The 15,173-nt window shown below is 39.6% G+C and carries 13 protein-coding genes; 8 read left to right on the forward strand and 5 right to left on the reverse strand.

The features are described 5' to 3' along the window. Positions 1 to 82 precede the first annotated feature (82 nt). The 3 genes from K2X50_00730 to K2X50_00740 all read right to left on the reverse strand — a co-directional run bounded on the left by K2X50_00730 (position 83) and on the right by K2X50_00740 (position 4,252). Positions 83 to 835, reverse strand: coding sequence for a hypothetical protein (locus K2X50_00730; GenBank protein MBX9585757.1), 753 nt, complete (start codon positions 833 to 835; stop codon positions 83 to 85). Positions 836 to 936: 101 nt separating this feature from the next. Beyond that, positions 937 to 2,826 (reverse strand): hypothetical protein, encoded by a 1,890-nt coding sequence (locus K2X50_00735; protein MBX9585758.1) that lies wholly within the window; start codon positions 2,824 to 2,826, stop codon positions 937 to 939. A gap of 316 nt (positions 2,827 to 3,142) precedes the next feature. Continuing rightward, complete coding sequence (locus K2X50_00740) at positions 3,143 to 4,252, reverse strand: alpha/beta fold hydrolase (GenBank protein ID MBX9585759.1); 1,110 nt, start codon at positions 4,250 to 4,252, stop codon at positions 3,143 to 3,145. A 77-nt stretch (positions 4,253 to 4,329) separates the two neighbouring features. Here K2X50_00740 and K2X50_00745 point away from each other — a divergent pair, with 77 nt between their 5' ends. Genes K2X50_00745 through K2X50_00755 form a run of 3 tightly spaced genes read left to right on the forward strand, consistent with a single transcriptional unit; the run spans position 4,330 to position 5,716 of the window. Beyond that, entirely contained in the window at positions 4,330 to 4,641 is a 312-nt protein-coding gene (locus tag K2X50_00745) for a hypothetical protein (GenBank protein MBX9585760.1), read from the forward strand. Between the two features lie 31 nt (positions 4,642 to 4,672). Continuing rightward, positions 4,673 to 5,356, forward strand: coding sequence for an adenylate kinase (adk, locus tag K2X50_00750; protein MBX9585761.1), 684 nt, complete (start codon positions 4,673 to 4,675; stop codon positions 5,354 to 5,356). 24 nt (positions 5,357 to 5,380) lie between these two features. Next, entirely contained in the window at positions 5,381 to 5,716 is a 336-nt protein-coding gene (locus K2X50_00755) for a thioredoxin family protein (protein MBX9585762.1), read from the forward strand. A gap of 89 nt (positions 5,717 to 5,805) precedes the next feature. Here the strand turns inward: K2X50_00755 and K2X50_00760 are convergent, their stop codons facing one another. Both K2X50_00760 and glpD read right to left on the reverse strand, forming a co-directional pair. After that, the gene (locus tag K2X50_00760; protein ID MBX9585763.1) at positions 5,806 to 6,339 is read right to left on the reverse strand and encodes a hypothetical protein; all 534 of its coding nucleotides are present in this window, start codon (positions 6,337 to 6,339) and stop codon (positions 5,806 to 5,808) included. A gap of 132 nt (positions 6,340 to 6,471) precedes the next feature. Beyond that, the gene (glpD, locus tag K2X50_00765) at positions 6,472 to 8,067 is read right to left on the reverse strand and encodes a glycerol-3-phosphate dehydrogenase (protein MBX9585764.1); all 1,596 of its coding nucleotides are present in this window, start codon (positions 8,065 to 8,067) and stop codon (positions 6,472 to 6,474) included. A gap of 101 nt (positions 8,068 to 8,168) precedes the next feature. Between glpD and K2X50_00770 the strand changes: the two genes are divergently transcribed. The 5 genes from K2X50_00770 to K2X50_00790 all read left to right on the forward strand — a co-directional run bounded on the left by K2X50_00770 (position 8,169) and on the right by K2X50_00790 (position 15,171). Continuing rightward, a complete protein-coding gene (locus K2X50_00770) occupies positions 8,169 to 9,353 on the forward strand; it encodes a cation:proton antiporter (GenBank protein ID MBX9585765.1) in 1,185 nt (394 codons plus the stop codon). Positions 9,354 to 9,356: 3 nt separating this feature from the next. Continuing rightward, positions 9,357 to 9,914: a 1,6-anhydro-N-acetylmuramyl-L-alanine amidase AmpD gene (gene ampD, locus K2X50_00775; GenBank protein MBX9585766.1), complete on the forward strand. Its 558-nt coding sequence runs from the start codon at positions 9,357 to 9,359 to the stop codon at positions 9,912 to 9,914. A gap of 4 nt (positions 9,915 to 9,918) precedes the next feature. Further along, positions 9,919 to 10,776, forward strand: coding sequence for a regulatory signaling modulator protein AmpE (gene ampE / locus K2X50_00780; protein MBX9585767.1), 858 nt, complete (start codon positions 9,919 to 9,921; stop codon positions 10,774 to 10,776). A gap of 146 nt (positions 10,777 to 10,922) precedes the next feature. Further along, a complete protein-coding gene (gene aceE / locus K2X50_00785) occupies positions 10,923 to 13,577 on the forward strand; it encodes a pyruvate dehydrogenase (acetyl-transferring), homodimeric type (GenBank protein MBX9585768.1) in 2,655 nt (884 codons plus the stop codon). A 22-nt stretch (positions 13,578 to 13,599) separates the two neighbouring features. Further along, on the forward strand, positions 13,600 to 15,171 hold the full coding sequence (locus K2X50_00790) for a dihydrolipoyllysine-residue acetyltransferase (GenBank protein MBX9585769.1): 1,572 nt from the start codon (positions 13,600 to 13,602) through the stop codon (positions 15,169 to 15,171). The last annotated feature ends 2 nt before the right edge of the window (positions 15,172 to 15,173 follow it).

Raw genomic sequence — 15,173 nt, forward strand, 5'->3', positions numbered from 1 at the left:
TCCTTCTTACTGACTTACACTGTAATTATAGCAGGTCAAATGAAATCCGTTGGACATAGGCCTGAGGAGTCACTGAAAACCATTAATCGCTTGGGTTTGGGTGGGGGCTTTTTATCGCGTAGTTGGCAGTGGATTTGAGGTTATCGGCTAATTCATGACGGGCAGTGCTTATAAATCCGGCAATATATTTTGTGCCGTCATTGTCAGCTTCGACTTGTAATTTATCAAAGCCAAGCCCGAGTATTTCACCTAGGGGGCCTTGCATTACTGTACCTGTACCTAATGAAGTACGAGTTGACCCAAGATAATCAACTCTAAGTCCCATCGTAATTTCTTTTAATGCATTAATTTGATTTTGAACTTTGTTGCCGCCATCTGATTTTAGATTTTTTTGATTTGACTCAAGCTGTTTAATTATTTTTTCAACTCCCGTATGCACTTGTTCAGGGTTAGAAGGGTCTTTGATGTTTGTAATAGATTCGTTCAAAGATTGAGTTAAGGCTAATTTTTTGTTTTTTTCTAATTCAGGTATTTGATCCAACTGTGTGGTGACTACAGCGACAATGCTTGAAGCTTCTAGTGCTCGTTTTGCAATATTGATTTTGTGGAGTCTTTCTCGTAATTCCTCATTATAACGATCAATTTTATCGATAAAATGATCTTCATCTCTTTTATTGAGCTCAAGTAAAAATTCTGCTAATGCTTCTTCTGATATTCGTCCGTATTCGTAATCTTCAAGCGCTTCTTGAATTTTCTGGTGAACAGTGTGGGCATTCCACTGATCCAGTGGAGTGATATTATCAGGGCCTCGTAGTGGTGAGTTAGGATCGCTCATGATGTTGGTCCTGTTGCTTCTGGGTAAAAAATGTAAACCATGAATAAAAGTTTAGATCATGAATACAACCTGTCAAGTTGACATCATTTGGACGAATATTTCTATTTATTATTGTTTCCATCATCGCCTCGGCTATATTTAGGGGTTGGAGGAGGTGGTGATTCAGGATCTTTTGCGGCCGGTCTTTTTTCCCCTGCTTTTTCTTCTGAAGAGACACTATCAGCAACGTTATCGCTTTTTTCGTTTCCGGATATTTCACCTGGTTGTGGTGCTGTAGTCTGATCTGAAGGAGTTGGCTCTTTTAGCGAAGAGAAAAGACTTGCGGTACTTTGACTGTTATTCGAGACTTCTTGAGGCTCTAGTTTAGGGGTTGGAGTAGTGCTTCGTAAGGCTCTGAGTTCGTTTTCCAATTGTTCAATTCGTTCTCGTTGAGCTCTTTCCAACTGAAATTGAGACCGACGAATAAGGCTATCCGTTGGAACCGTTTGCTGTGGTATTGAGGCGGGTTGAGGGGCTGGTCTATTTTGTAATTCGTTGTTGAGTTCTTTTGCTTTGGCCGTTGCTTTTTGAGTAAGATCAGTGGTCTCGTTCGTTTCTTTGTTAAAGCTCTTCGAGTAACTTCTTGTGTATCGTTGGACGAGATAGGCTATTGTAAAACCTACCACTGCACTAGCAAGTGCCGCAATGAGAATAATTAATCCTACTCCTGAAGTAGCAATGCCAACACCTACAAATGCAGCGATACCCGTAACGATACCAAATCCAGTTAAGCTACCAGAGAAAGCATAGAAAAGATCTTGCAAGTAAGTAAAGGGTCTAAAAAATACCGACGAATAGTCAGCATCGAATTCTTTTTTTGCTTTTAAAAGATTTTCCATCAACATCGGTTTCTTTTCTAATGCGGCTTTTGTGTTGGGGTGATTTAAGGCTATTTCTTTGAACTTAGTTGCGGATCTTTCAAATGGGCTTGTATTAAAGATTGCGTCTAACTTTTGGTCATAATCATCACCCTCGATTAGCAATAACATTTTTTTGAATTCTTTAGTTAATCTTATCATTTCAAGATTTTCAGGTGTTATATCCCTGCTCTTCAATAGGACGATTTGCATATAAGTGTTTTCAGCCATTTTTTTTATGACTCTATTGAGATGTCGTATATTTTCGAATTTTACAGGTATTTCATTCAATAAAAAGGGTTCTTTTTCTTTGATCTTCTTGATGAGTTCGTCCATGTTTGTGCTATATTTTGGGTCAACACTATAGAGAGATGCTATCTTTTCTTTAAGATTATCGCCAGGAAGCTCGATAATTGTTTCGATAAATTGGCTGATTTTTGCTCTGTTGTATTCGAACTTTTCTTTACCTTCGGAATCTACTTTTCTTCGATTTAAAATCAACGCTAACTCTTTTTTTACTTTTTGAATGTGCTCATTATAAATGATATTCGTTCTCGTAATATTATCGATAATGCCATCGGGTACATTTCTCCATTCTGTTTTATTTCCGGTTAGAAGCTCTATTATTTTGACTCCAAGCAAGTGTTGTGGTGTAGGGAGGCCTTGTGGAACTTGAAATTTTCCGCCCATACTGTCCATGGAGCGGTTGTATTCAACGTCAAAGAGGTTGCAGAGTTTTTCTGTTATATTCTCTCCCTCAATACCATGTAATACAAATAAAAGCTCTCCCAGTTTGTTTTGGTCTAGCTTGTTTGCATTTGAGATAAGTTTGGCAAGTTCCAATTTTAATTGATGATCTTTGCCGGTTTCGTTTTCTGAGCCAACGATTTCTTTAAGTTTTTCGGTATTTCTCGAATGTTCATTGGCTAAGCCCATAATTCCGACAGTAATAGCTACTAGACCTACAAAGCCTCCTACAATACCGACAATTAAGGACCCTGTTGTTGTAAGAGCAGTGGTCGTACCAATGGCAACTGCAGTCGCTAAACCAGCTAGACGAACCGCTGTTCGACCAGCATCTAGTCCTATGCTCACCGAGCTTATCATGTGATAGGGTAAAGTAATAAGATGTCTTATAAACGAGACTTTTTTCAGGGTGCGAAGTCTTTTAAAACTGACCATGTAATTTCCCCATAATCACAAAATTTATCCTAAAATCCTACATAGCTTAATTATAGCTGCTAACTGCTGGATTTTCCTGTGGTCACGGGAAAATAAAGTCAGGATAAAGGGCGAGGTCAAGGTTGTGCGTTGTCCACAAGTATGCAGAACGGTAGTTGTCACTGTGAGTGTAAGGAAGCAATCCAGGCAAAGGGAGAGTTTTCTGTATTCATTTTTAGATCTGACCCCCTTATGTTTTTAAGGTCTCAATGAAAGCGCTGAATCGTTCAACCATATGATCAAAATCAGGATTGTAGCTGAGTCGTTGCATCGTATAGTGCAGTAAATTGTTTGCTGTGATGGCGCCAATGCGGACCACTTTGTTTTCTTGTTTTTGCTTATGGTAGTGTGAGAAATCCAGTAATTTACCATGTTCACCGAGGTAAGGATTGTTGGGCGAAATAGCGAGACAGGTATGTGAGAAATCAATAATATTTCGTTCGGGATAAATACTGGTACGCTGTTCTATATTGTTTGAATCTCCGATGGAAGGATTTTTGCAGTAATTAATCATGGCATTGTGCGGATTGGATTGTTGTTTAAAATACTCGATAACGAAATCAGTGTCGATAGTTTCATCGTCTTCTGAGGCTACAAAAAATAGTGGAATATTAATTTTAATTTTTGAAGCCGCTTTCATTATTTCAGAAGCTTGGTAAGAGGGATTGTATGAATGCGAATTATATTTGGTATAGTTGATTTGATTCGAGATTTGATACCATTTGGCTTTTTTTGAAATCCAAGTAAAAAGACGTATTATTTTTAAAAATTGCGCTTTACGGTTTCGCGGTTTTAATCCTGGTGCTATCAGCATCATTGCGCGACAATTTTTCGCCAGTTGATGTAATAATAAACTTAAAGCACCGCCCATCGAATAGCCGCAGATATAAAAATCGTCAACAATTTGAGACGTTGAATTAATGGCGTTTGCGACAGTATCGAGCCAGTCTTTTCGATGAATGGTTAACAAATCGCCGGGAACGGTCCCGTGACCAGGTAGTAAAACGGCGCGTACCAAGTAGCCTTGCTTAAGAAAATGCGCCCCGATATCGCGAACACTGAAAGGACTGTCGTATAGCCCATGAATTAGTAATATTCCACGTTCGTAGCGCTCACTTGGATACGGTCTCCATTCGAAGGGAGCATTGGCTTCTATTATCTTTGACGCTTGATCGCTGTCTAAATCCGCTCGATGCTCGGTGATTAGCTTTCGAGCCTCATCAATGTACTTGTCGAAGGGTGTATTAGATTTCAGCAGATTGTGTTCCGCCCCGGTTGGTTCGTGAATACGTCCGATCATAGTCCTTTTCCACTTGTTTCTGCCAGTGGAATCACTATAATCGAAATTTGTTGCTAAATCACACGGTTTTTTGAGATATGAAACGAGCTTTATATTTTTTTACCTGTTTATGGTTTTCTTGCTGTAATGAGAGTGTTTTTGCAGCGGGGCGGCCAGGTCCTAGTTATGGTGAAATTGCTGATAATATGTTGGGTCCTCTTACAGGAATAATATCCATTGTTAGAGCTATTAGTATCATCGCGGGTATCTGTTTAATATTATCATGCTTCGTGAAATTTGGTGATTATCGTCGTAATCATCATGAGATTTCTCTCGCAGTAGTTATTACTCAATTAATTGCAGGAGTGTGTCTAGTTATCGTCGGATTCATTCCATTCAGGGGTCTCTAGCATTCAATAGAAAAAAGTGAGTAATCAATTTATGGTGAAACGAATTATTTTACTGGGTGCTCCAGGATCAGGTAAGGGCACACAAGCGCAAAAGCTTTGTAAGCACTATCACATCGTGCAAGTTTCTTCTGGAGATATGCTGCGTGCAGCAGTGAAGGCCAGCGAAAATCCAGAATCAAATTCTACGTTGGCTCAGTTGGGTCACAAAGTAAAAGCTGTTATGGCATCAGGAGAATTAGTCGCTGATGATATTATAATCGATCTCGTGAAAGAACGATTAAATCACCCCGATTGTCAAAACGGTTTTATTCTTGATGGATTTCCACGCACACTCGATCAAGCTAAAGCATTGCTTGATGCAGGGATTAAAATTGATTACGTTGTTGAGATTGCAGTAGATGATGAAGAAATCGTTCATCGATTGAGTGGTCGTCGCGTACATCAAAGTTCGGGTAGAGTTTATCATATCGACTACAATCCACCAAAAATACCAGATGTCGATGATATTACTGGTGAAGAGTTAATTCAGCGAGGTGATGATAAAGAAGAGACCGTTCGTAATCGATTAAAGGTGTATCATGACCAGACTAAGCCGCTCATTAACTTCTACCAGACTTTAGCGCAAACAAATAGTGACGGTCCTCATTATCATGCTGTTACTGGTATTGGTTCTATTGATGAGATTTATGAGCGAATTCGTGCGGCTACTGCCTGATTCAGTCTACACTAAGGAGAATATATGTCATCTGTCGTTGAAGTTACTAGTCAGAATTTTGATCAGTTGGTTTCAGAGAATAAATTAATCATATTGGATTTTTGGGCGGAGTGGTGTGGTCCGTGTAAGAATTTCAGCCCTGTATTTACAGAGCAAGCACAACAACATCCTGAGATTTTATTTGGTTCAGTGAACGTAGAAGAACAGAGTGAATTGGCTCAAGAGTTTGATATTCGTTCAATTCCGTTTTTAATGATTCTAAAAGAGAACACCCTGATCTATGGAGAGGCTGGTGCGTTATCGGGTGTGGCATTTGAAGAGTTGATTCAAAAAGCGCTTTCAGTTGATGTAAATCAATAGTAGTCAAGTAAAGATCTTATCTAGAGATTTTAGTTCCCAAAAACAAAACCGCCGACTCTTGGTCGGCGGTCTTTATCAAAGCTAATAAATTACTTAGCTTTACGTGGACGTCCACGTTTACCAGCTTTTTTAGCAGGTGCTTTTTTAGCAGCTACTTTTTTAGCAGGTCTACCAGCTTTTTTAACTGCTTTTTTCGCAGCTGCTGGTTTAGCTTTACGGCCTCGCTTCTTAGCAGCAGGTCTTCCAGCTTTGCTAGCCTTGCTAACTTTCTTAGCTTTTTTAGGCTTCTTAGCAGTTTTTGCTTTCTTAGATTTAGAAGTCACTTTTTTAGTGGCTTTTACTTTCTTAGCAGTAGCTTTTTTAGCAGCTTTTGCTTTCTTAGCAGTCGCTTTTTTCGCAGCCTTTGCTTTCTTAGCAGCTTTGAGTTTAGCGATGCGTTCATTTGCTTTCTTCTTAGCAGCTTCTTTAGCAGCCGCTATCTTAGCTTTGGCTACAGCCTTAGCTTTTGCAAGTTTCTTCGCAGCAGCAGCTAGTTTTTTCTCTAACGCTTTGCTAGAAACCGATCCTTTACCTGCAGATGAACTTGTCACCTTCTTTCGACCAGGTTTTCTTCCTCTAGGCATTTCAAATCTCCTTGAAAATTGCAATCAATTAAAGTTAAGCAACTAACAAATGTTAGTCAACAATGTAAAAATAGAATAAAAATATCAACTTGTCAAATATTATTTCAGTAGTTCGTATTAAATCGCAGTCAGTTATGACTGAATAATTCGTTTTATAGCATTTTCTAAGGGGTAAATTTTATCCTTTGGAAAGGAATATCCTAACTTCGTTCGTCGCCATAAAATGTCTTCAGCAGTTCTTGCCCATTCATTTTTAACGAGGTAATCCACTTCAATATGATAAAGGTCGAAGCCATAGTTTTCCCCTAGAATTATAGGGTTATTTGTGTTTTTCAGTAATGAATGAATCCGAGTGCCAAATTGATGAGCGTATCGCGAAATAAGATTTTGATCAAAGTTAGAATACTCTTCATAAAGGTTTTGGACAAAGTTTTCAAAGTCATTATTCAGGATATCACCACCAGGCAATGGAAAGTTTTCAGTCCATGATTTTTTTATCCATGGAAAGTATTTTTTAAGTTTGGTCAATGCCTGTTCTGCCAATACTCTATGGGTTGTGATTTTTCCTCCGAAAACGGAAAGAATAGGTAATCTACCGAAATTATCACTGATTTGGAGGGTGAAATCTCGCGTCAAAGTAGCCAATTTATCGTTGTTTATACTAGCTAAAGCTCGCACTCCTGCATATGAATGTATGATGTCTGTTGTGTGCAATGGTGTTTTAAGATAGCGATTCACACTGTCTAATAGATATGAAATTTCAAAATCATCGATTTGAACATTTCTGAGATCACTGTGATATTCGACGTCAGTGGTGCCTATTAAACTATATTGATTGAGATAGGGAATGATAAAGATAATGCGCTTATCGGTGTTTTGAAGTATGAAAGCATTCTGAGTGGTGCTGATTTGAGGAACAATGATATGGCTACCTTTTACCCAAGTAATATGGCGTTCTTGAGTTATCGCGAGTGAATTATTTAAGATTTCATCAACCCATGGTCCGGCTGCATTAACGATTGCTTTGCTTGTAACGATTTGATCCACATTAGTATCAGTGTTGGTTAACGTTATCTTCCAACGATCATTTTTTTGGATTCCTGAACTAAATAGCGTGCGTGTTTTAATGATGGCGCCTTTTTCATGTGCGCATATTGCGTTGAGAACCACAAGGCGTGCATCATCAGTCCAGCAATCTGAATATCCGAAAGCAGTAGAAAACTCGTTTTTGAATAGGGCTCCGCCTTCAAATTCTTTCAAATTGATGGTATTTGATCCAGACAATTTTCGTCGAGCACCTAAATGATCATATAAAAATAAGCCTAGACGAATGAGCCAAGGCGATCGAATGGAAGCATCATTTGGCATGACGAAGTGCAATGGTCTTATGTTATGAGGTGCTTTTTTTAAAAGAATTTCCCTTTCATTTAATGCTTCACGTACTAATTGAAATTGGAATTGTTCAAGATAACGCAAGCCCCCATGAATTAATTTGCTACTGGCGGAAGAAGTTCCGCAAGCAAGATCATTCGCTTCACATAATAATACGCTTAAACCACGCCCTGCAGCATCAGCAGCGATCGCTGTGCCGTTAATGCCGCCACCGATAACGACAATGTCATAATCTTCACTCATTTTTTGGCCTTGATGATATTTACTAGCCTGAATATTGCATAAACAATAGATAAATTTATTATAGTCGATAAGGCATTGAGTGACAAAAAACACCCAAAATCCTTAATCGGGAGATGCTGTGCTAAGTGATAGAAGTCTGGATAGATGATCGAAACTGATTTATACTGACCCGATATTCTATATGGTGATTGAACATGGCCGCTAACGAAATTGTCTTAACACTGTTTTTTATTTTTGCAGGCGCTGCAGTGCTTTCTACAGTTGCATTGTTTACGCGGCAATCTTTGTTAGTTGCTTACATGTTGTTAGGTGTCTTATTAGGTCCTTGGGGACTTGGTGCTTGGGGTTTGAGTCCAGTCGGTGATCAAGAGGCTGTTCAAAAAGTTGGTGAAGTTGGTATTGTCTTTTTAATGTTTTTGTTGGGACTCCATTTACAGCCTCAAAATCTATACCATATGTTGAAAAAAACCTTGTGGGTATCATTAGTAAGCTCGGTCGTTTTTCTAGCAATCGGTTATGCGGTCGGACAATTATTTGGTTATAATATGATGGAGAGTCTTGTCATAGGATTATCTATGATGTTCTCGAGTACTATTATAGGACTAAAATTATTACCAACGACAGTGTTGCATCATCAACATACCGGTGAGGTAATGATTAGTGTGCTTTTGATGCAAGATTTGATCGCCATCTTGGTATTATTATTGATGCATGGTGCGAGTGCTGGTACTTTTAGATGGCATGATTTGACTATTACTGCATTGGCTTTGCCCGCGTTTGTGATATTTGGGTTTCTTTTTGAGCGTTTTATTCTAATTAGATTATTTGCAAAATTTGATCGTGTTCGTGAGTATATGTTTTTAGTATCACTTGCGTGGTGTCTGGGTATGGCTGAACTTGCCAATATGATCGGGTTATCCTATGAAATAGGTGCATTTATCGCTGGCGTATCAATCGCATCAAGTCCAATTTCTCAATATATTGCTGAAAGTTTGAAGCCATTACGTGATTTCTTCTTGGTGATGTTCTTTTTTTCTGTGGGAGCAAGTTTCAATCTAGATTATGTAAAAATGATTTATATTCCAGCGGCTCTTTTGGCAGTGTTATTGCTGATATTAAAACCTCTAACCTATCGTATTTTGTTGGGATCTGTAAGTGAAACGAATCAGGTGGCATGGGAAGTTGGTGTCAGATTAGGTCAGTCTAGTGAATTTTCATTATTGGTTGGTTACTTAGCATTAAGTTCAGAAATTATTGGTCAATCAGCTTCTAATCTTATACAGGCTGCGACAATGTTTACTTTTGTTGTTTCGTCTTATTTTATTGTATTGCGATATCCAACTCCGATGGGTACTACAGATCTTATGCGGCGAGATTAGTGAATGTCGATTCATTGCATTGATAATGGATTATTACAGCACATAGATTATCACCCATCGCCTAATTGTGATGATCGTCCAACCTGCATGGATATTAATTTATTGGTGGTCCATAATATTAGTTTGCCACCTGCTGATTTCACATCTGATGCAGTAATAGAGTTCTTTTGTAATAGCCTTGATCATTCTGCTCACCCTTATTATGAAAGCGTCAAAAACCTAAAAGTATCTTCGCATCTCTTTATTCGTCGAACGGGAAAAATCATTCAATTTGTGCCTTTTCATCGAAGAGCATGGCATGCTGGAGAGTCCAATTTTGCTGGGCGAACTCGTTGTAATGATTTTTCAATTGGTATAGAACTGGAAGGAACTGATAATTTAGCCTATACTAGCGTACAGTATCAGCAGTTAGTAGATGTTACTCGCTGTTTGATGCAGTGTTATCCAGGGATCACACCCCAAAGGATAGTAGGTCATTCAGATATTGCTCCGGCTCGCAAAACCGATCCGGGACAGTCATTTGATTGGGCTTATTATCGAGGGTTATTAACAAGGGAATGACATTATGAAACTGTTAGTTGTCTTGATTTGTATAGGAATACAAAGATTTCTCAATATTCGTTTTTCATTATCAGAGTTGGATTGGTTTAAACCCTATCGTGCTTTAATACAAAAAACGTTGGGTCAATCCTTGATGAAGGGTTACGTTGGGTTAGCGATAGTCGTATTACCTGTTGCTGTTTTAGTTTGGATTCTTGATGCAATTTTGGGTGGTAATCCTATTTTTGGATTAGTGATTGGAGTTGCCGTCGTATTTTTCTGCCTTGATTCACGTGATATTTCAAAGCAAATCTCAAATTATTTGAGTGGTGGGAAAGCAGAAAAAGGAAAATCGTCTGATGAGGAATTAAAAGACTTATTAAAGGAATCTGTGCCAACTTCTCCCGCTGAGCGAGCGAGAGCGGTTAGTTCGAAAGTTGTGATTATATCATTACATCATGTGTTCAGTGTTTTATTTTGGTATATGCTTTTTGGATTATTTGGTGTGGTCGTTTACTTTTTAGTACACCGATTAACGCATGAGGGAGCAAAACCTGGTTCTGATGCTGCCGATTATTTAGAGGCTGCAAAATTAGTACAAGGTATTATGGCTTGGGTACCTGTTCGGTTGGTTGGACTGAGCTTTGGTGCTGTTGGTAATTTTGGTGCAGCATTAAACCAATTGATGAAAAACTTGGTGGGCGGTTTGGATGTCGAACAGAAGTTGCCTGTTACTTTAGGTTTAGCAGCTGCTAATGCAGATATTGAAAACGCGAGTAATGCAACTGTAGAAGAAAACAAAAGTATTTTGGATATTGTGTTCAAAGCTGAAATAGTCTGGATAGTCGCAATTGCGGTTTTGACCTTGATCAGTTTGATCTAATCCTTCTGTAACGATAATCTAAGGGGTGATGACGTGAGCATCGCCCCTTTTTTTTAGCCCTGACCATTATCCCTTGCTTCCTCTTTCATGTTCCCCCAAATATCAGTATCATAACCCCTTTTCAAAGAATGAAGAGTGTTTAGACTATGACAGATTCACCCATGATGGTTGATAATGATCCCTTAGAAACGCAAGATTGGCTTGAGGCATTGGCGTCCGTGATGAGAGTCGAAGGCGCAGAGCGTGCGCGCTTCTTAGTAAGTTTATTGGCCTCACAAGTGAATATAACAGCAGGTCAAGGCGCTATTAATACACCTTATGTGAACACAATCAAAGTGTCAGATGAAGTAAAACTGCCAGATGATGGGCAGCTAGCTGAGAGTCTACAGGCGCTGATTCGCTGGAATGCAAAAGCCATAGTGCTTCGTGGAGGTAAGCGAGCTTCTGAACTGGGTGGTCATATCGCAACCTATGCCTCTGCATCAACATTATATGAAGTGGGATTCAATCATTTTTTCCGTGCTCGGCAGTCTGATTTTTTGGGCGACCTGCTGTTTATTCAAGGTCATTCCTCTCCTGGAATTTATGCTCGTGCTTATTTAGAAGGTCGTATTAGTGCTGAACAACTGGATCAGTTTCGACAAGAAGTTGCAGGGAAAGGTCTTTCGTCGTATCCCCATCCGTGGTTGATGCCGAAATTTTGGCAATTTCCTACAGTTTCTATGGGGCTGGGGCCTCTTCAAGCGATATATCAAGCTCGTTTTCTGAAGTACTTAGGCAATCGGGGTTTAGTTGATAATAAAAATCGTCATGTATGGGTTTTTTGCGGTGATGGTGAAATGGATGAGCCCGAATCAATGGGTGCGTTATCCATTGCGGCGCGTGAAAAATTAAATAACCTCATTTTTGTCATTAATTGTAATTTGCAACGACTTGATGGCCCTGTTCGAGGAAATAGCAAAGTAGTACAAGAATTTGAAGGTATTTTTAGAGGTGCGGGTTGGCATGTCATTAAAGTGTTATGGGGAAGTCAGTGGGATAAAGTATTTGCCAAAGATACTCAAGGTATTTTAGAGCAGCGTATGGTGAATTGTGTTGATGGTGAAATGCAAAATTATGTTGTGAATGACGGCGCTTATTTTCGTGAACATTTTTTTAATACACCAGAACTAAAAGCGCTGGTTGCCGATTTAAGTGATGAAGAGTTATTGCAATTAAATCGCGGTGGTCACGATTTACAAAAAGTCTATGCCGCTTATCATGCTGCAATGTCTTATCAGGAAGGGCCAGTTGTTATTCTCGCCCAAACCGTTAAGGGATATGGCATGGGGACGGCAGGTGAGGGATTAAATATTACGCACCAACAAAAAAAGATGTCGACAGAAGATTTGATCGCATTTAAACAACGATTTAAAATTCCAGTTACAGAAGAAGATGTTGCTAAATTATCCTATATCAAACCGAATGATGATGCACCTGAAATGCGATATTTACATCAACGTCGTAAAGAGCTGGGTGGATTTCTTCCTGCTCGATCTAAAGAATGTCCAAAATTAGAAGTGCCAGGACTCGAAAAGTTTTCTGCTTTACTAGAAGATTCTGGGGATCGTCATATTTCAACGACGATGGCATTTGTGCGTATTTTGAGTGTGTTACTTAAAGAAGCAAATATTAAACAAAATATAGTACCAATTGTTCCTGATGAGTCTAGAACCTTTGGTATGGAAGGATTATTTAGGCAAATCGGAATATATTCTCCGAGTGGTCAATTGTATGAACCCGTTGATAAAGATCAAGTGATGTCTTATCGAGAGAAAAAAGACGGACAATATATGCAAGAAGGTATTTGCGAAGCGGGTGGATTTGCCACATGGATGGCTGCTGCGACATCGTATAGTACGAATGGTGTCCCGATGATTCCTTTTTATATTTATTATTCTATGTTTGGGTTTCAGCGAGTTATGGATTTAGCGTGGGCCGCTGGCGATATGCGTGCTCGAGGATTTTTGATGGGAGCAACCGCTGGTCGCACAACATTAGCGGGAGAAGGTTTGCAACACACTGATGGTCATAGTCATGTGTTGTCTGCGTTAATTCCAAATTGTGTTAGTTATGATCCAACGTATTCCTATGAATTAGCTGTTATTATTCGTGATGGAATGCGACGAATGGTCACTGAACAAGAAGATGTTTTTTATTACATCACTGTAATGAATGAAAATTACGCGCACCCTGCTATGCCAGCAGGAGTTGAAGAAAACATTATTAAAGGTCTCTATTTATTGCGTGCGGCGAGTGGAAATAAATCTCATCAAGTGAATGTATTATCCTGTGGCGCGATTTTGCGTGAAGCAGAGGAAGCAGCAAAATTACTGAGTGAAGAAAATATTGATGCGAATGTGTGGAGTGTCACGAGTTTTACAGAACTTGCGCGAGAAGCATTACATCATGAGCGTGAAAATCGTCTACATCCTGAAAAAGAACCAACGCTGAGTTTTGTCACAAAAACATTGGCGGAGCATCCTGGTCCTGTGATAGCGGCTACAGATTATGTGCGTAGTTTTGTTGATCAAATTCGTGCATTTGTGCCATTTGATTATACGGTATTGGGTACAGACGGTTATGGTCGAAGTGATACACGTGTCAATCTCCGTCATTTCTTTGAAGTCGATGCAAAAGCGATCGCTGCTGCAGCAATGAGCGCGTTATGTCGCGAAGGTAAAATTGATGCTGCCACAGTGCAGCGTGCGATGACGAAGTGGGGTGTTGATCCCACCAAACAAAATCCAGCAACAATGTAATCGGAAGGGTGGAGTAAGCGTAATGATAAAGGAAATAACCATACCCGATATTGGTGGGGCAACAAATGTTGACGTCATTGAAGTTTCTGTCAAACCGGGTGATGTCGTTGCAAAAGAAGATGCATTGATTACGCTAGAAGGTGATAAAGCGACGATGGAAATTCCATCGCCTTTTGCTGGAAAAATTGTGAGCTTGCAAGTGAAGGTGGGTGATAAACTCAGTGAAGGAAATTTAATTGCAACAATTGAAGTAAGTGAAACGGAAGAAGCGAAAAAAACGGGTAGCGCTTCATCAGCTGCATCAAATGAATCAGAAGAAAAAAAAGCATCTCCGCAAACAGTAGTAATCCCTGATATTGGTGGGGCATCGAATGTTAATGTAATTCAAATTCATGTCGCTGTAGGGAGTGAAGTAATAAAAGAAGATCCTTTAATTACTTTAGAAGGTGAAAAAGCGACGATGGATATTCCCTCGCCTTTTTCAGGAAAAGTGACTGAAATTTTGGTGACTGTTGGAGCGAAAGTTTCAGAAGGAGATTCTATTGCGGTTCTTCTGGCCGTAGCGGAGGGTGTGCCTACTAAAAAAGAATCGGTTGCTCAGGGTTCAGTCTCGCAATCCTCTGCAAATATTCCTAAATCTGCACCAGCCATTTCCCCCATCCCAGTTTCTGCTCGAGACATTTTGTCTGTTACGCCAGCTGGTGCCAATGTTCATGCTAGTCCTAGTGTTCGAAGAATCGCTCGCGAATTTGGGGTGGATTTACGTTTAGTAAAAGGATCAGGTGCTAAAGGGCGCATTCTCAAAGAAGATGTGCAAGCTTTTGTGCGAGGTGAATTGGCAAAGCCACGTGGTGGAATGGGTCTTGAATTAATTCCTGCACAAAAAGTAGATTTTGCAAAATTTGGTGCAATTGAAATTCAGCCACTGAATAAAATTAAAAAATTAACGGGCGCAAACGTACACCGATCGTGGGTAACTATTCCGCACGTGACTCAATTTGGCGAAGCTGATATCACAGCAATAGAAAAATTGCGAAAAGAGCAGGCAGGAAAAGCGGCTGAAAAAGGCGTGAAATTAACACCGCTTGTTTATGTTATGAAAGCGGTAGTCGCAAGTTTAAAAGCATATCCGACTTTTAATAGTTCACTGGATGAATCGGGTGAAAATTTAGTGATGAAAAAATATTTTCATTTGGGAATTGCGGTCGATACCCCTAACGGATTAGTTGTGCCAGTGATTCGTGATGTTGATCAAAAAGATGTTTTTACTTTAGCGGATGAACTCGCAAAAATCAGTGCAAAAGCCAGAGAAAAAGGATTAACGCCTGTGGAAATGGCAGGTAGTTGTTTTACGATTTCAAGTTTAGGTGGCATCGGGGGTACTGCGTTTACGCCAATAGTAAAAGCGCCTGATGTTGCAATTTTAGGGGTTTCACGTTCGTCGATGAAGCCCGTTTATGAAAATGGTGAATTTGTGCCTCGTCTCATGTTGCCATTATCTTTATCTTATGATCATCGTGTCATTGATGGTGCTGATGGAGCGCGATTTATGGTTGATATAGTGAATCGTTTGTCTGAACAAAATTGGGAGTAATA

The sequence above is a fragment of the Gammaproteobacteria bacterium genome (assembly GCA_019748175.1).
In the GTDB taxonomy this organism is placed as follows: domain Bacteria; phylum Pseudomonadota; class Gammaproteobacteria; order JAIEPX01; family JAIEPX01; genus JAIEPX01.